The following is a 16,514-nucleotide window of genomic DNA, read 5'->3' on the forward strand; positions in this document are numbered from 1 at the left end:
CTCTCCTCGGAGTAGGCGTTCAGAGGCCGCTCGGAGGGCTGTTTCGGGTGGGTCAGTCGTTGGCACGGTCGATACCCTCGATCACTTTGGTGACGTCGTTGAGGTGCCCTCGCAGAGCCGTTCGCTGGAGATCGGAGAGGCCGACAAAGGCCAGCGCGCGCTCGGTATCTCCGCGTGCCGCTTCCCACCCGCTGCGATGCCGGGTCGTGATGGTCGAGTTGCCGCAGCGATCGGGGCGGCAGCTGTTGAGCAGAGGTCGGTCCTCGCCGCTCGGCGTACGGCACAAAGCGGTCTCGGGCTGGTAGTAGCAGTCGTTGAGCGTTCCGATGTGCAGGGTGCGTGCGGAGGCCTTGAGCATGGAGTGCAGGCGTCGCTCATCGACGACCCTGCCTGGGAAATCTTGGAGCTCTTGCTGTACCCGTGCGAACTCGTTGTCCGTCCGGGGCCCGCCCGGGGAGGCCGAGCGTACGCCTGCCTTGAAATCCTCGTAGCGCTCCACGACGTCGGCCAAGCGGGCCAGGGCTTCCTCAGCAGCCACCTCCGCGCGAAAGCCAGAAGAGGAAGTACCCGCGTACCCCTCGAACATGCCCACGGAGAGATGCTTGTACTGAATCATCCCGGCCACGGTGCCGAACGGGCGGTGTGCGATGTGCCAGGCCACGGTCCTGCGGAACTGGCGGGTCGTAAGGTTCCACGGTTCTCCATCGACATCGGGCACCGGAAATCCGATGTCGGCGCAGTGAGCCAGGAACTCGTTGAGGTTGTCATTCATGCGGTTGGCAGAGATCGTCGAGTGCGGTCGTCCTGTTACTGGGCGGCAGAACAGCAGGTCACGGTGGGGCAGGCGTTGCAGGACGTCGATGGCTTGCGCGACGGGCTCGATGACGACCCAGCTTTCCGGTGCGCCTCGCCCACCCTTGATGAGTTGGGAGCGCACCTTGTGCCTGACGACGACACCGTCTGCGCTCCGCTCGGTGAAGTGGCAGCCGTCCCGGAGTTCTTTGACTTCGGAGTCCCGCATACCGGACAGGTAGGCGATGAGGATGTAGCAGGCGGCCCGCAGGAGCCGCTCCTCATGGGAAACGGCGGGAGGGCTGAACCTGTCCCGCCACGGCCGCCCGGTCTGCGGATGTGGAGTGATGGGTGTGTCCATGCCGCCGGGCTCGGGCCCGAGCCGCTCCAGTGCGCTCACGATGTGGTTGGCGTAGGAGCCGCTGGCGACCCCTCGTCCTGCTCCCGACTTGCGCATGATGTACGTGTAGGCGGGTGAACCGGCCAGGTGAGGTTGGAGACCGGCACCATCCAGCACCGGGACACCTCGCCCGTCGGTTGCGAGGCCGTCGAGGTAGCGGTCCAGGCGGGCGAGTGACTGCCCCTGGATCTCATGGACGTTGGCTTGCAGTTCCATCAGCTCCGCACGTGCGTTGATGATGTCCGATGCCGCGGTGCGGACGTAGAACAGGGCCGCTTGCACCAGCGGGGCGATGACCTGGGGCGGGATTCGGGGCGTTTGGTTCTCGTGCTTGCTCACGACAGGGACGCCGATGATGCGTGTGAGGGGGCGGCCGTTCCAGGGATTGGTCGCCAGTGCGTCCGTCGGCATGGCCTCTGCCGCGAGGTGGAGGCGTGGGATGACCTGGAGACGGTGACGCATGCCGCTGTGCATCAGTTCCTCGGCCCGGCAGTGAACCAGGTAGGAATCGAGAACCGGCTGCGTCACGGCGTCCAGGCGAAGCCCGTCGTGTTCGGAGTCGAGGAATCGGAGGAAACACCGCAGGTTCCACCATTCAGCCGACACTGTCGAGATGGACGGAAGGGGACCGCGAACGGGGCGGGTGTTGAGTCTCCAGAACAGGAACTCGCGCGCCGCCTCGCGCCGTGTGACATCGCTGAGTGACTCGAAGTCGATGAAGAACTCGCTTGCGTAGCGGTTTCCGGCATGCCCGGCGACCGCGAGATTCCAGACGCGGTCTCCGAATCGCGGCATGAGGGATGGATCAGCGGTGAGAGGGCGTCCGGACAGTACGGCTGTCGCGTCGGAAGGACGGCTGGCGGCGACATCGCGTGGAAGAGGCTGTGCGGGCATCAGTGGCCTCCCAACAGGTTGTGGGGAAGAAAGAGCAGGCGTTCGGAAGACTCGGCGATTGCCCTGGCGTCCAGCACGTCACGCTGGCTGAACCTCGGGATGATCAATTGCAGAATCTGCTGGTGAGCGTTGCCGAACCGCGCTTTCCACTCCGCTGCGGGTGTCTTGGCCCGTTCGGTCTCGATGTGGTTGAGGAAGGCCAGGATTGCTGGGAGTTTTCTTCGGGTGATAACTGCATTACTGCACCCCAGGCAGGCGAAGAAGGAGGCAGGGCAGGGCTTGCCTTTGACTCCGAAAGGCGAGTCGAAGAAGCTGCGGCAGGACGACAGCCACAGGTCGGATTCACCGGATAGGAGTGGCGGTAGTTGCTCGGCCGGGATCCCAAGCAACTCAACTGCATCCGCCGGTTGTTGAGTGAGGCGCTCTTCCTCTTCCGGCGTCAGGATCGCGGGAGTCTGGGCGTCAGCGAGTGCGTCCTGCAGGCCGTCCGCCACTGCCTGTTCGTGGAGAGCGCGCAGTGAGGGGATGTCTGCGTAGTGCGCCGCGGCGACGTCCGGCGAATGGCCCTGCACGAACGCCGACATCCTGCCGCCGGTCACCTTGTAGACAGCGGCCTTGTGTGTCTTCCGAAGTCGCGACAGTCGCAGGTCGAAGGGTTTCCCGGCATCCGTGAGCCGGTGTGTCGAGACGAAGCTCCGAGCCGCACTCGACGCAGCTCCAGCGCTGAGTCCGGCGGACAGGATCCCATCCTTCGTTCTGAACTGCCAAAGCGCCGGCGAGTCGGTGGCCTCTCTGACAGGCGCTGTGAGCCGCAAGGCCAGCCGAAGCAGCCCGCCCGGTGAGTTGGAGGAACCGTCCCGGACCCTGATCGTGTTCCATTCCTGGCCGTGCCGTCGTCGCTTGAGGTATTCGACCTGCACATAGCCCCGGTTGGGATTCTTCAAGCAGTCGGCGGTCAGCTCTCTGGCCGCTTCCACCTCCATGCCGCTTTCGAGACAGAACAGCAGGAGCAGAGCGAACACGTCGCGGCTGGTCGGGTACACCAAGGGTGCAAGACGGCCGGGAGTGTGCGCATTGGCCAGTGCCGTGCCGACAAGATCGGCCAACTGTGTCCGTGTGAAGGTCCCGTGGGTCCGGGAGATTTCCCACAACACATTCGGGTCGGAGTCCCAGCCTGCGATCCGCGGGTCCTGCCCCCGTGCCAGGAGCGCCGGCCCGTCCAGCGTCAGGCGTCGGACCGCGTTATCGACATCGGAACGTGCGGCAGTGCGTAGCTGCTCGACGAGGTGCGGCGAGTAGGCGTCGCGAGGGGTATAGGAGCCTACCGGGCCAGTGGATGTGTAGGAGAGCCTCCGGAGCATCGAGGGGGATAGTCCTTGGTCCTTCTCGCCGAGCCGGCGCAAGATCCACACGACGTCAGCGATACGCGCGTAGGGCGTCCGGGAGAATACTGGATGGCCCTCCCGGAGGTGGCTCTCGAATCCGTCGAGGTGGTGCGGAAGGAGGTCGCTGACGCGGACGTTCATCGCTTCCGTGGAGTCGAGCCACCGCACCCACAGCAGGCACGAGCGCGCGCGATTGCGGAGCGTATGTGGTGAACCAGTTCCCTGCCCCACGTCGCACGAAGCTGCCAACTCGGCTCCCAGAGCCCCCAGCAGCCACTGCTGCGGCTCCCGGGTCCAGTCCACGACGGCCGTCCGGTTGTCCGGGAAAGTGACCTCGAACCTCAGAAGTCCGAGCGTGGCCGGAGCCGGGTCGACGAACTGGGGTGAGGGTGCGTTCAATCGTGCCTTACGCCGCCCCCGGCCTACCACGGGTTCGCTCCCGGCGCCTGAGTAGAGGAGTTGTCGATTTCATGCGACACGTGATGTGCCGTGTCCACGACCTCGGACGCCCAGGCATCCACCGCGCCGTCGATCAGGGCCTGGGCCTGGTCGGTACAGCCGAGGTAGATGTACGTCGTGGTGATCGAGGAATGCCCCAACAGGCGGCGAAGGTGATCGAGCGGGTCGCCGATGATGCGTCGGTACACGCCGTCGTTCATCTCGCCCTTCTCCACCGAGCCGATCTGTTCCTGGATCAACGCAGACAGCAGATGCACGGCGAAGGTGTGCCTGAGTACGTGCGGTGTGGCGTCGACGTCGATCCCGCACGTACGGCATCTCTCCGAGGCCCGCACGAAGACCGACTCCCAGGCAGACAGAGACACAGGCCGCCCCTCCTGGCCCAGCCAGACGCACGCCGGGCCGAGGGCACGGCCCTGATCGTCAACGAGGTACAGACGGGATCGGAGTGCCGGTGGCAAACGCGACCAGGGCACCCTTCGGAGCTTGCCGTCTTTCATGGGTACCCGCACACCTCGCCGGTCGGCTTGACTCCCCACCACTGCGCCGGCCGGCAGCGGACAGCCGCGGGCACGCCAGCGGTCCAGCATTAGGGAGCGCTCGATCTCCACGTAGTCGGCCACGGCGCGCAGGACTCGATGGGGCAAGAGGATCTTGCGTCCCTTGTCCCGCTTGGCTGTCGGCGGCGCCAGGTCGAAGGGCACGCTCTTCGTGTTCGTCTGGCTGTCCAGGGCCGGGAGTTCCGGCCAGCAGAGCGAGGCGGCCTCCTCGATGCGCAAGCCGGTGGTTACCAGCAGCTCGGCCATGACGACGTTTCGCTCCGCATTGCGGCCTCGGAAGCTCGAATCGGCGGTGCCCGTCCGCAGTTGGCCCCGTAGGCCGATGTCGCGGAAGGCTGCGTAGCGGGGAACGGAGAGGAACTTCACGTTCCCGCGTTTGGCGGCTTTCTCTGCCGCGCGGTTGTTGCGGACGCGTACCTGCTGCCCGGAGCCAGTGCGCCGCGAGCCCTCGTAGTGCTTGAACGGCGTCCGCTCGACCAGGGCCTCGTCCACCGCCCATGTGTAGAACTTGTCCAAGGCAGCGACGCCCCGGTTCCAGGTCGAGGCCGAGACGACCTGCGTCGGGTCGGGAGAGACACGCCGGGCTCGGTGGAAGGCGGTGACGTCGTCACGGTCGGCGTGCCACAGGGTCTTGCCGCGGTGTTCCTGGAGGAACCGTCCCCAGGTCAGCAGGTCCAGAGCGTAGGCACGCCAGGAATGTGCCGACCTCACCCCGAGGGTCGGCAAGGACCACAGGAATCGGTTGAGTTGGATGTCGTAGCTGCCGTCATCGCTGAGGATGAACGGTGCACCGGCATGTAATCCATGCCGTGCGAGCGCCCTCGTCGCGTCGCTTACCCCGGCGGCTTCCAGCGCATCCGGGTCGGTGAAGAAGATCTCCATCTGATCGCACCCCCTGACCCATCAACGACATGGGGGATCGTGAGACACGGTCGTGCGTGGATAAGGCGTTCGATCTGACGCTGCTGTCGGCGGAGCTGGCGCGGTACGGGCTGCCGTCGCTCGCCGACCGGCTGGGCGGCCCGGCGACCGGGCCGGTGGTGGACCCGCTCACCATCGACCGGGCGGTCGACCGCTACCGGCGGGGCAAGCGGACGCTGGAGGCGGTCTGCGGGGTGTACGGCGTCCGGCTGGACGACGCGCACGACGCGGGCGCGGATGCGCTGGCCGCGGTGCAGGTGGCCCGGGCGATAGCCGTCCGGCACCCGCGGGTGGCGACGCTGGCCCCGGCGGACCTGCACGCCCGCCAGACGACGTGGCACGCCCGCTGGGCCCAGGACTTCCAGTCCTACCTGCGCCGGCAGGGCACGCCGGACGCGGTGATCGACACGTCGTGGCCCCTACGGGCAGCGATATCCCTCCCCTGACGTCGGGGTCTCCGCCCCCCATGCCCCCGCGCCTCAATCGCCGGCGGGGCTGGATGGGGTGTCCGCCGGCGATTGAGGCGCGGGGGCCCCTTGGTCAGAACGGGTGCCAGCGGGTTGACGGGGTGGGCTCGCGCAGGGACGTGACCCGGCGGCGGAACTCGGCCGCGGCGGCCGGGTTCGTCGGCGCGTGCTGCGCCACCCACGCGCAGCTCGCCGTCTCACGCGCCCCGCGCAGCACCCCGCACCCTTCCCACGCCCGCACGTCCCAGCCGTACGCCGCCACGAACGCCTCGTACTCCGGGCCCGGCAGCCCGTACCGGTCCCGGGACAGTGCCATCACCACCAGGTCGTGCTCCCGCAGGTCCACGGAGAACGTCTCCAGGTCCACCAGGACCGGACCCGCCGGGCCCACGTGGACGTTGCGCGGCAGCGCGTCTCCGTGGATCGGGCCCGGCGGCAGGTGCGGCGTGAGCGCCGCGACCTCGGCGGCGTAGGCGTCGCGGCGCGCGCGCAGGTACGCCGCGTCCGCCGGGTCGACCGCGTCCCCCGCCAGCCGCAGCCACCGTTCCACACCGCCCAGCAGATCCCGCCGCGGCAGCGTGAACGGCGGCTGCGGCAGCGCGTGGACGGCCCGCAGCAGCCCGGCCAGGTCCTCCGCCCCCGCCGGGCGTACCGCCTCCGGCAGCCGGTGCCACAGCGTCACCGCGTGCCCGGCATGCCGCAAGGGCTCGGGTTCGGCGGCGCGGACCGCGGGGACCCCGGCCCGCGCCAGCCAGTCGGCCACGGCCAGTTCGCGTTCGGCCCGTTCCAGGAGCGCCGGGTCCGCCCGGCCCACCTTGGCCACCAGCTCGCCGGTGGCGAACACGGCGTTCTCACCGAGGGCCAGCAGCCGCGCCGTCCCACCGATGCCGGTGGCCGCCGCCAGTACGTCCCTGGCCTGCGCCTCGTTCATGTCTGGGCTCCGTGGTCGTGCCGGATCAACGCCGAACTCGCCCAGTCTCGCATTCGGGGTCGCCATTCGGTTGCACGAGACGTCTCGTCTCGTTTAGGGTCGGGGCATGACCTCAGCGACCACCCCGCGCAAGCCCGCCCACATCGCCATGTTCTCCATCGCCGCCCACGGGCACGTGAACCCGAGCATCGAGGTGATCCGGGAGCTCGTCGCCCGCGGCCACCGCGTCAGCTACGCCATCCCCGCCTCCTTCGCCGAGAAGGTCGCCGCGACCGGCGCCACGCCCGTGATCTACCGCTCGACCCTGCCCACCGACGACGAGCCCGAGGCCTGGGGCACCGAACTCATCGACAACATCGAGCCCTTCCTCGACGACGCCATCCAGGCGCTGCCCCAGCTGGCGGCCGCCTTCGACGGCGACCGGCCGGACCTCGTCATCCACGACATCACCTCCTACCCGGCGATCGTCCTGGCCCGCCGCTGGGGCGTCCCGGACATCTCCCTCTCCCCGAACCTGGTCGCCTGGGAGGGGTACGAGGACGAGGTCGCCGCCCCGATGACCGCGCCGCTGCGCGCCTCCGAACGCGGCCGGGCGTACTACGCCCGCTTCCGCGCCTGGCTCGACGAGAACGGCATCGAGGAGGACAGCGACCGCCTCATCGGCCGGCCCCGCCGCTCCGTCGTGCTCATCCCCAAGGCCCTCCAGCCCCACGCCGACCGTGTCGACGAGGCCGTCTACACCTTCGTCGGCGCCTGCCAGGGCGACCGCGGGGACCAGGGCACCTGGGCGCGCCCCGCCGCGGCGCACGGCAAGAAGGTGCTGCTGGTCTCCCTCGGCTCCACCTTCACCAAGCAGCCCGCCTTCTACCGGGCCTGCATGGACGCCTTCGGCGGCCTGCCCGACTGGCACGTGGTGCTCCAGATCGGCAAGTTCACCGACGAGGCCGACCTCGGCGAGATCCCCGCGAACGTCGAGGTCCACCGCTGGGTCCCGCAGCTGGACATCCTGCGCCAGGCGGACGCCTTCATCACCCACGCGGGCGCCGGCGGCAGCCAGGAGGGCCTGGCCACCGGCACCCCGATGGTCGCGGTCCCGCAGGCCGTCGACCAGTTCGGCAACGCCGACATGCTGGCCTCGCTCGGCGTGGCCCGGCACGTCCCGATGGAGGAGGCCGACGCCACGACCCTGCGCGAGGCCGTACTCGCCCTCGTCGCCGACCCCGAGGTCGCCGCCCGCGCCGAGGCGGTGCGCGCGCAGATGGCCGCCGAGGGCGGCACGCGGCAGGCGGCGGACATCATCGAGGCCGCACTGTCATAGCCGTGCCCTACGGTTCGTGCCATGACGAAGAAGTACGCGGCGCTGCTGCGCGGGATCAACGTCGGGGGCAGCAAGAAGGTACCCATGGCCGAGCTGCGCGCGGTCCTGGAGGGCCTGGGCCACGGCGAGGTCCGTACGTACCTCCAGAGCGGCAACGCCGTCTTCGGCACCGAGCGGGAGGACACCGACGCGCTCGCCCGGGAGCTGGAGCGGGCCATCGAGACCCACTTCGGCTTCCCGGTGGCCTGCCTGGTCGTCGACGGCGCCCACCTGCGCGCCGTCGCCGACGCGTGCCCCTTCCCGGCCGCCGAACTGGAGGGCAGGCAGCTGCACGTCACCTTCCTGTCCGAGCAGCCGGACCGGGAGCGGCTCGCCGCGATCGACGCGCAGGCCTTCCTCCCGGAGGAGTTCCGCGTCGGCGACCGCGTGATCTACCTCTACGCCCCCGACGGCCTGGGCCGCTCCAAGCTGGGCGAGGCGCTGCACCGGCCGTCGCTGTGGAAGGGGATCGACGCCACCACCCGCAACTGGAACACCGTGGCCAGACTCGTCGAGATGACCGCGCCGGGGTCCGTGCCGGACGCCCCGTAGCCGCGGGAGGACCCCGGACGCGGGAAAATCAGATGTGCGGACGAAACCGGTCCGGATATGGTCGCCGTGTGCCGAAGCTGAATCAGATCATCGCAGTGGAGAAGGGCGTCAAGTCCAAGTCTCTCCAGGAGCTGTCGCAGGCTCACCACGACGTCCAGAAGCCCGCGTTGCTCGCCGGCATCGCCCGGACGTACCAGCCCAAGGACGAGGAGGGCGAGCAGCTGCCGCCCGAGTCCACCCGGGTGCAGATCAAGGCCGAGGACGTGCTGCGCACGATGGCCGGGACGCTGACCCGGCTCTTCGACGTGACGGCCACCAAGGACTGGGCCAACCGTTCCGCCGCCGCCGACGTCGTGGTCGACGGCTCGGTGCTGCTGGCACAGGTGCCGGTGTCGTACCTGCTCTTCCTGGAGAAGCAGCTCACCGACCTGAACACCTTCGTGCGCAAGCTGCCGGTGCTGGACGCGTCGGAGTCGTGGAACGCCGACCCCTCCACCGACTGCTGGAAGACGGACCCCGTCCGCACCATCCGCACCAAGAAGGTGCCCCGCAACCACGTCAAGGCCGAGGCCACGGAGAAGCACCCGGCGCAGGTCGAGGTGTACTACGAGGACGTGGCCGTCGGGTACTGGACGACCGTGAAGTTCTCCGGCGCCCTGCCCGCGCGCCGCGTGAACGAGCTGCTCGACCGCGTCGAAAAGCTCCAGCAGGCCGTCAAGTTCGCCCGCGAGGAGGCCAACGGCGCCGAGGTCACCGACCAGCGGGTCGGCGACGCCGTGTTCGGCTACCTGTTCCGGTAGCCTCGAGATCGCCCTCCGTGCGAGCGGAGGGTGCGCGTGAGCGCAAGCTGAAACTGATGTTGAAGCTGAACGAAGAGGTGTCAGTTGAGGGTTCGAATCCCTCCCCCGGCCCGACGCGCCGGGGTGGCCCAAGCGGTAGAGGCGGCCTCGATCACACTCAGATTCTCGCTCCAGTCTCAGCATTCGCCGCCGAACACCGGATCGACCGAGCGCGGACGATCACCGATGGATGAGGGTTCAAGTCCCTCCTGCGCCTCTTCGTGGCGCGGTAGTTCAAAGGTAGAACACATCGGTCTCAGAATGATCCGCGACTCTTAAAAGCCGCCGGTGTGCGCAAATGGGCGGCACGCAGGAGCCCGGGAGCTGGACATGCTCCCGGGCTCCCTCAGCTTCTCGGCTCTCCCGGCCTTAACGGCATACCAGCGGTCCGGCCCGGTGCGCACCACACCGCCCTTGGTCGCGACGACCAGCTCCTCGCGGTACGGGTACAGCGCCTGCGCGATCAGCTCCTCGGCGAGCCGGAACATCGCATCCACCATGCCCCGACCGTAACGCCGGCGCCTAGGCTCGGGGAATGCGATACATCATCATCGGCGCGGGCGCGGTCGGCGCCACCATCGGCGGGCGGCTCGCGGAGGCCGGCCGCGAGGTCGTGCTCGTCGCGCGGGGCGCGCACGCGCAGGCGCTGCGCGAGGACGGCCTGACCCTGACGACCGCCCAGGGCACGCGGGTGCACCGGCTGCCCGTGGCCACCGCGCCGGCGGAGCTCGGCGAGCTGCGCCCCGACGACGTCCTGCTGCTGACCGTCAAGACCCAGGACGCGGTCGCCGCGCTCGACACCTGGGGCGACGCCGAGGTGACCGGCGGCGGTACGGCCGCCCAGCGGCTGCCGGTGCTGTGCGCCCAGAACGGTGTCGAGGGCGAGCGCCTCGCGCTGCGCCGCTTCGAGCGGGTCTACGGGGTCTGCGTCTGGCTGCCCTCGGAGTTCCTGCAACCGGGCGTGGTCTCGGCGCTGTGCGCGCCCCTGACCGGCATCCTGCACCTGGGCCGGGCGGCCGGCGGCTCCGACGCCCTGGCCGGGCGGATCGCCGCCGACCTGGAGCAGGCCGGGTTCGCGGCCCCCGTCGTCGACGACGTGATGCGCTGGAAGTACGCCAAGCTGCTGGGCAATCTGGGCAACGCCATCCAGGCCACCACCGGCCCAAAGCCCGGCCCGGCGAAGGCGGCGCTGCTGCTGCGGGCGATCCGGGAGGCGAAGGACGCCTACCGGGCCGCCGGGATCGAATGGGCCTCCGAGGCCGAGCAGGCCGCGGCGCGCGACGGGAAGGTGGATCAGCCGGCCGGGGGTGCCGGAGCGGCCGGCGGGGGCGTCCGCGGCGGATCCTCCTGGCAGAGCCTGCGCCGCGGCACGGGTTCGATCGAGGCCGACTACCTCAACGGGGAGATCTCCCTGCTGGGCCGGCTGCACGGGGTCCCGACCCCGGTCAACGAGGTCCTGCGGCACGCCGCGAACATCCTCGCCCGCGAGGGCCTGCCACCGGGCAGCATGCCGGTCGCAGATCTGACGGCCCTGGCCGACGAGGCGGAGCGCCGCACGAAGAAGGCCTGAGGGCCCTGGAGATGATCCGAGGCCCCGGGCGGTCCGAGGCCCCGGGCGGTCCGAGGCCCCGGGCGGTCCGAGGCCCCGGGCGGTCCGAGGCCCCGGGCGGTCCGAGGCCTCGGCGGCGTCCCGTGCGTTACGCGGTCAGGGCCGCCGGTACGGCGTGGGCGGCGCGCGCCGCGTCGTAGCGGCTCAGCAGGAGCCGGGCCACCTCCGGGGAAGGGCCCAGCACACCGGCCAGGACGTCGGCGCCCGCGGCCCGCGCGCCCTCGGCGATCCGGTCCGGGAGCCGGCCCGGGGCGAGGACGTACGGGGCCACCGCCACGCGCCGTACCCCCTCGGCGCGCAGCGCCCGTACGGCGTCCTCCGTACGGGGAAGAACAGCGGAGGCGAACGCAGGCCGCACGGCGCACCAACCGGTGTGCCGCCACTCCCGCGCGATTTCAGCGATCACTGCGATCGCCTCCGGGTCTGTGGAACCGGCGGACGCGAGCACCACGCCGGTGGTGGAACGGTCCGCCTCGGTGAGCCCGGCCTCCCGCAGCCGGCGCTCCAGCGCCGCCGTCAGCAGGGGGGAGGGGCCCAGCACCTCGGCCTGGTGGACCGTCAGCCCCGGCAGCCGGGCGCAGGACTCCGCCAGCGCCGCCGGGATGTCGGCCTTCGCGTGGAAGGCGCGGGTCAGCAGCAGCGGCAGTGCCACGACCTCCCGTACGCCCGAGGCGTACAGGGCGGCGAGGACCTGCGGGACGGACGGGGCGTTGAAGTCCAGGTAGGCGGTCTCCACCCGCAGGCCGGGCCGCAGCGCCCGGACCCGCCCGGTCAGGGCGTGCACGGTCGCGGCGTGCCGCGGGTCACGGCTGCCGTGGGCGATGACGAGCAGAACGGGACGCACGGCGGGTCAGCTCGTCACCAGCAGGCCGCGGCTGCGCAGCACCCACCGCTCGACCGGGCTGAAGATCAGCAGGTCGATGGCGATGCCGACGATCAGGATCAGGATGATCGCCAGGAACACGCCCGGCATGTCGATGTTGTTGCGGCCGTTCTCCAGGAGCTGCCCCAGCCCCAGGCCCAGGTCGGGCGAGGAGGCGATGATCTCGGCGGCCATCAGCGAACGCCACGAGAAGGCCCAGCCCTGCTTCAGGCCGGCCAGGTAGCCCGGCAGCGCGGCCGGCATGACCACGTGCCAGGTGCCCTTCAGCCCCGAGGCGCCCAGGGTGCGGCCCGCCCGCAGGAACAGCGGCGGAACCTGGTCGACGCCCGACACCAGGCCGTTGGCGATCGAGGGGACCGCGCCCAGCAGGATGACGGCGTACATCATCGAGTCGTTCAGGCCCAGCCAGATGACGGCCGGCGGCACCCACGCCACCGACGGCAGCGACTGCAGGCCCGACAGGATCGGACCGATCGCGGCGCGCACGAACCGCACCCGGGCCACCAGCAGGCCCAGCGGGGTACCGATGGCCAGGGCCAGCAGGAAGCCCAGCAGACCGCGGGAGACGGAGGTCCACACGACGTCCAGCAGGGTGCCCTTGAGCCACATCTGGGCCAGCCCGTCCCACACCGCGGACGGCGCGGGCAGTTTGGTCGGGTCGGTGACCTGCGCCGAGACGAGGATCTGCCAGACCGCGAGGACGAGTGCGACCGCGACGACCGGCGGGAGGACCTTCTTGACCAGGACCTCGCGCACGGGCGTGCGGCGGATCTCGACCGCGTCGAGTGCGTCGAGACCGGCCTCGAGGCCGGCGAGGTCGTCCGTCTTCGCCTTCGTGTCAGTGCTGGCCATGACGGCGGATCTCCCCACGCAGGTGTTCAGTGATCTCCAGGGACAGCTCCGCGACGGCCGCGTCCTCGATGCGGCGCGGCTGCGGGATGTCCACGGTCCATTCCTTCGCCACCCGGCCGGGCCGGGAGGAGAGCAGGACCACGCGCTGCGCCAGGCGCACCGCCTCGCGCACGTTGTGCGTGACGAAGAGGACCGACAGGTTCGTCTCTTCCCAGATCCGGGTCAGCTCGCCGTGCAGCACGTCGCGGGTGATGGCGTCGAGCGCCGCGAACGGCTCGTCCATCAGCAGCAGCTCGCTGTCCTGGGCGAGCGCCCGGGCCAGCGCCACGCGCTGGCGCATGCCGCCCGACAGCTCGTGGACGCGCTTGCCGTACGCCCCGCCGAGGCGGACCAGCTCCAGCAGCCGCTCGGCCTCGGGCCGCCGCTCGGACTTGGCGACCCCGCGCAGCCGCAGCGCCAGTTCGATGTTCTTGCCCGCGGTCAGCCACGGGAAGAGGGCGTGCTCCTGGAACATCAGGGCCGGACGGCCGCCGGGGGTCTCGATGGACCCGACGGACGGCTTGTCCAGCCCCGCGACCAGGTTCAGCAGGGTGGATTTGCCGCACCCCGAGGCGCCCAGGATGGTGACGAACTCGCCGGGTGCGACATCGAGGCTGATGTCGTCCAGTACGAGCTGCACTCCGGCCGGGCCGGAAAAGGACTTCGAGACGTGCTCGATGCGGGCGGCGTGCGACACCGCCGTGGTGCCCTCGGCAGCCCTGGCAAGCGTAGTGGCCATGGTCGTCACCTCCGGATACGTTCGGACTTGCGGAATTACTGGGCGCCGAGACCGGCGTCGGAGACCTCGGGCCTGCCGGCCGCCTTCAGCACCTTGTTGAGGAGCGACAGGTCGTAGATGCCGGCCAGGTCGGGCTGCTCGATGAGCCCCGCCTTCGCCGCCCACTCGGACTGCGTCTTCAGCGTCGAGGCGAGCGGGTCGTCGGTGACGGCGATGCTCGGCCAGGCCGGGTCGATGACCTTGGCGTCGAGCGGCTTGCCGCCGTCGGCCGCCAGCTTCGCGTTCGCGGAGGCCTTGGCCCGGTCCGGGTCGGCGTTGATCCACTCGTTGGTCTTCACCGTGCCCCTGAGCACGGCCTCGACCACGTCCGGGTGCTCCTTGAGGAACTTCTGCGACACGATGATGTTCGTGATCACGAACTTCTTGTCGGGCCACAGCGTGGTCTCGTCCAGGAGGACGGAACCGCCGTCGGAGACGAGCTTGGACGCGGTCGGCTCCGGCACCCAGGCGCCGTCGATGGAGCCCTGCTTGAAGGCGTCCGGGGCCACCTTGTTGTCCGTGCGGACGACGGAGACGTCACCCTTGCCGGACTCCGGGTCGACCTTCCAGCCCTTGCCGGAGATCCAGTTGAGGAACGCGACGTCCTGCGTGTTCCCCTTCTGGGGGGTGGCGATCCGCTTGCCCTTGAGGTCGTCCAGGGTCTTGATCTTGTCCGGGTTCACCACCAGCTTGACGCCGCCCGAGGCGGAGCCGGAGATGATCCGCAGGTTGGAACCCTTGGACTTGACGTAGCCGTTGATGGCCGGCGAGGGGCCGATGAAACCGATGTCGAGCGAGCCGCCGTTGAGCGCCTCGATCTCGGACGGTCCGGCGTTGAACGCCTGCGGCTTGACCGTGGTGCCGCCCAGCTCCTTCTGGATCAGGCCCTCCTGGAGGCCGACCAGCGCGGTGGCGTGCGTCAGGTTCGGGAAGTACCCGATGCGGACCTCGCCGGCCGAGAGCTTGGCCCCGCCGGCCGCCGCGCCCGCCTTCCTGTCCTCGGCCGGGTCGGCCTGGGAGCCGTAGCCGCAGGAGGCGAGGGCGCCGACCAGGAGCGGCAGCGCGGCGGCGGCGGCGAGGCCGCGGCGCAGGGCCGTGCGGGGCGAGGACGGGGTGCGGGTGGTGCGGGTGGCAGGCACGGGAGGGCTTCCTCTCGTCGACCGCCGTCACCTCATGACGGCGGTCTTCGTCGGTGGAGCAGGGTCGGGTCGAGCGTGTGGTGCTCGTGGGGGGTGCGGGCGCGCATGCGGTGCGCGTACGTCATCGCACACATCGCGCCACCCCGCCCTGGCCGCTGCCGAGCTGGCCGCTGCCCACCCTGCCGCCCTCCTTGGCGAAGGTCGAGTAGATATCAGAAAGCATGATTCAGAAGTCCCAGCCCTCGTCGTCGGCGACGGCGGCCGTGCGGGCCTCGGAGGCGAACGACGCCCCCGCCATGCCCGCCGCCAGCGTGGTGCCGTCGGCCGGGTCGATGAGCAGGAAGGACCCGGTGCGCCGGGAGTCGGCGTACGCGTCGAGCGCGAGCGGCTCGGCGGTGCGCACGACCACGCGGCCGATGTCGTTGGCCACCAGCTGGCCCGGCTCCGGGTGCTGGGAGAGGTCGTCGAGGGTCAGCCGCGAGGGGATCTCCTTGACGATGGCCTTGACCGTCCGCGTGGTGTGCTTGAGCAGCACCCGCGCGCCGACGGAGAGCGGCTGGTCGGCCACGTGGCAGACCGTCGCCTCGACGTCCTGGGTGGTGGCCGGGGCCGTGGCCGCGGGGGCGATGAGGTCGCCGCGGGAGATGTCGATGTCGTCGGCGAGGCGGACGGTGACCGACTGGGGGGCCCAGGCGATGTCCACGGGTCCGCCGAGGCCGTCGATGCCCTCGATGACGGAGGAGCGGCCGGAGGGCAGGACGGTGACCTGCTCGCCGACGCGCAGGACGCCGGAGGCGATCTGGCCGGCGTAGCCGCGGTAGTCGGGGTGCTCGGCGGACTGCGGGCGGATCACGTACTGCACCGGGAACCGGGCCGGGCAGGCCGTCAGGTCGTGGCTGACCGGGACGGTCTCCAGGTGCTCCAGGACCGTCGGGCCGCCGTACCAGTCCATGTGCGCGGACGGCTCCACGACGTTGTCCCCGGCGAGCGCGGAGATCGGGATCGCGGTGATCTCGGGGACCCCGAGGTCCGAGGCGTAGGAGGTGAACTCCTCGGCGATCTTCGCGAACACCGCCTCCTGGTAGCCGACGAGGTCCATCTTGTTGACGGCGAGGACGACGTGGGGGACGCGGAGCAGGGCGGCGACGGCGGCGTGCCGGCGGGTCTGCTCGATCACGCCGTTGCGGGCGTCGACGAGGACGACGGCCAGGTCGGCGGTGGAGGCGCCGGTGACCATGTTCCGGGTGTACTGCACGTGCCCGGGGGTGTCCGCGAGGATGAACCGGCGGCGGGCGGTGGCGAAGTAGCGGTAGGCGACGTCGATGGTGATGCCCTGCTCCCGCTCGGCCCGCAGGCCGTCGGTCAGCAGCGCCAGGTCCGGGGCCTCCTGGCCACGGGCCTGCGAGACGGCCTCCACGGCCTCCAGCTGGTCCTCCAGGACCGACTTGGAGTCGTGCAGCAGCCGGCCCACCAGGGTGGACTTGCCGTCGTCGACGGAGCCCGCGGTCGCGAAGCGCAGCAGCGTGGTGGCGCTGAGCTGCTCGGTGGTGGTGGTCATCTCTAGAAGTACCCTTCGCGCTTGCGGTCTTCCATCGCGGCCTCGGAGAGCTTGTCGTCGGCCCGGGTGGCGCCCCGCTCGGTGAGGCGGGAGACGGCG

The 16,514-nt window shown here is 70.4% G+C and carries 14 protein-coding genes and 2 pseudogenes; 5 read left to right on the forward strand and 11 right to left on the reverse strand.

Going from position 1 to position 16,514, the window contains the following annotated elements; all coding sequences use genetic code 11:
- Positions 1–52: 52 nt before the first annotated feature.
- From ACIPXB_RS27560 to ACIPXB_RS27570, 3 genes are all read right to left on the reverse strand, one after another.
- Positions 53–1,987 (reverse strand): hypothetical protein, encoded by a 1,935-nt coding sequence (locus ACIPXB_RS27560; protein WP_401454102.1) that lies wholly within the window; start codon positions 1,985–1,987, stop codon positions 53–55.
- Between the two features lie 98 nt (positions 1,988–2,085).
- Positions 2,086–3,774, reverse strand: coding sequence for a hypothetical protein (locus tag ACIPXB_RS27565; RefSeq protein ID WP_401454103.1), 1,689 nt, complete (start codon positions 3,772–3,774; stop codon positions 2,086–2,088).
- 119 nt (positions 3,775–3,893) lie between these two features.
- Complete coding sequence (locus ACIPXB_RS27570; protein WP_401454105.1) at positions 3,894–5,372, reverse strand: tyrosine-type recombinase/integrase; 1,479 nt, start codon at positions 5,370–5,372, stop codon at positions 3,894–3,896.
- 65 nt (positions 5,373–5,437) lie between these two features.
- Here ACIPXB_RS27570 and ACIPXB_RS27575 point away from each other — a divergent pair.
- A pseudogene (locus ACIPXB_RS27575) lies at positions 5,438–5,857 on the forward strand (3'-5' exonuclease); the annotation flags it as partial.
- Positions 5,858–5,951: 94 nt separating this feature from the next.
- Here ACIPXB_RS27575 and ACIPXB_RS27580 read toward each other — a convergent pair.
- A complete protein-coding gene (locus ACIPXB_RS27580; RefSeq protein ID WP_401454106.1) occupies positions 5,952–6,809 on the reverse strand; it encodes a phosphotransferase enzyme family protein in 858 nt (285 codons plus the stop codon).
- Positions 6,810–6,915: 106 nt separating this feature from the next.
- Between ACIPXB_RS27580 and mgt the strand changes: the two genes are divergently transcribed.
- From mgt to ACIPXB_RS27595, 3 genes are all read left to right on the forward strand, one after another.
- On the forward strand, positions 6,916–8,127 hold the full coding sequence (mgt, locus tag ACIPXB_RS27585; RefSeq protein WP_401454107.1) for a macrolide-inactivating glycosyltransferase: 1,212 nt from the start codon (positions 6,916–6,918) through the stop codon (positions 8,125–8,127).
- A 21-nt stretch (positions 8,128–8,148) separates the two neighbouring features.
- The gene (locus tag ACIPXB_RS27590; protein ID WP_401454108.1) at positions 8,149–8,718 is read left to right on the forward strand and encodes a DUF1697 domain-containing protein; all 570 of its coding nucleotides are present in this window, start codon (positions 8,149–8,151) and stop codon (positions 8,716–8,718) included.
- A gap of 68 nt (positions 8,719–8,786) precedes the next feature.
- Complete coding sequence (locus tag ACIPXB_RS27595) at positions 8,787–9,518, forward strand: hypothetical protein (protein WP_401454109.1); 732 nt, start codon at positions 8,787–8,789, stop codon at positions 9,516–9,518.
- Between the two features lie 314 nt (positions 9,519–9,832).
- Here the strand turns inward: ACIPXB_RS27595 and ACIPXB_RS27600 are convergent, their stop codons facing one another.
- On the reverse strand, positions 9,833–10,057 hold the full coding sequence (locus ACIPXB_RS27600; RefSeq protein WP_401454110.1) for a hypothetical protein: 225 nt from the start codon (positions 10,055–10,057) through the stop codon (positions 9,833–9,835).
- Between the two features lie 35 nt (positions 10,058–10,092).
- Here ACIPXB_RS27600 and ACIPXB_RS27605 point away from each other — a divergent pair, with 35 nt between their 5' ends.
- A complete protein-coding gene (locus ACIPXB_RS27605; RefSeq protein WP_401454111.1) occupies positions 10,093–11,127 on the forward strand; it encodes a ketopantoate reductase family protein in 1,035 nt (344 codons plus the stop codon).
- A 127-nt stretch (positions 11,128–11,254) separates the two neighbouring features.
- On the opposite strand, the gene ACIPXB_RS27610 is transcribed toward ACIPXB_RS27605, so the two are convergent.
- The 6 genes and pseudogenes from ACIPXB_RS27610 to ACIPXB_RS27635 form a co-directional block, all read right to left on the reverse strand.
- Positions 11,255–12,010: a sirohydrochlorin chelatase gene (locus ACIPXB_RS27610; RefSeq protein ID WP_401454112.1), complete on the reverse strand. Its 756-nt coding sequence runs from the start codon at positions 12,008–12,010 to the stop codon at positions 11,255–11,257.
- A 6-nt stretch (positions 12,011–12,016) separates the two neighbouring features.
- Positions 12,017–12,901: an ABC transporter permease gene (locus ACIPXB_RS27615; protein WP_401454114.1), complete on the reverse strand. Its 885-nt coding sequence runs from the start codon at positions 12,899–12,901 to the stop codon at positions 12,017–12,019.
- Positions 12,888–13,679 carry an ABC transporter ATP-binding protein gene (locus ACIPXB_RS27620; RefSeq protein ID WP_401454115.1) on the reverse strand — a complete coding sequence of 264 codons (792 nt, stop codon included), beginning with the start codon at positions 13,677–13,679 and terminating at the stop codon, positions 12,888–12,890. The genes ACIPXB_RS27615 and ACIPXB_RS27620 overlap by 14 nt, the downstream gene beginning before the upstream one ends.
- Before the next feature lie 35 nt (positions 13,680–13,714).
- On the reverse strand, positions 13,715–14,857 hold the full coding sequence (locus ACIPXB_RS27625) for an aliphatic sulfonate ABC transporter substrate-binding protein (RefSeq protein WP_401454116.1): 1,143 nt from the start codon (positions 14,855–14,857) through the stop codon (positions 13,715–13,717).
- A gap of 226 nt (positions 14,858–15,083) precedes the next feature.
- The gene (locus ACIPXB_RS27630; RefSeq protein ID WP_401454118.1) at positions 15,084–16,415 is read right to left on the reverse strand and encodes a sulfate adenylyltransferase subunit 1; all 1,332 of its coding nucleotides are present in this window, start codon (positions 16,413–16,415) and stop codon (positions 15,084–15,086) included.
- A 2-nt stretch (positions 16,416–16,417) separates the two neighbouring features.
- Positions 16,418–16,514, reverse strand: a pseudogene (locus ACIPXB_RS27635) (sulfate adenylyltransferase small subunit); the annotation flags it as partial.

The organism is Streptomyces sp. NPDC090022, from assembly GCF_044748145.1.
Classification (GTDB): Bacteria; Actinomycetota; Actinomycetes; order Streptomycetales; family Streptomycetaceae; genus Streptomyces.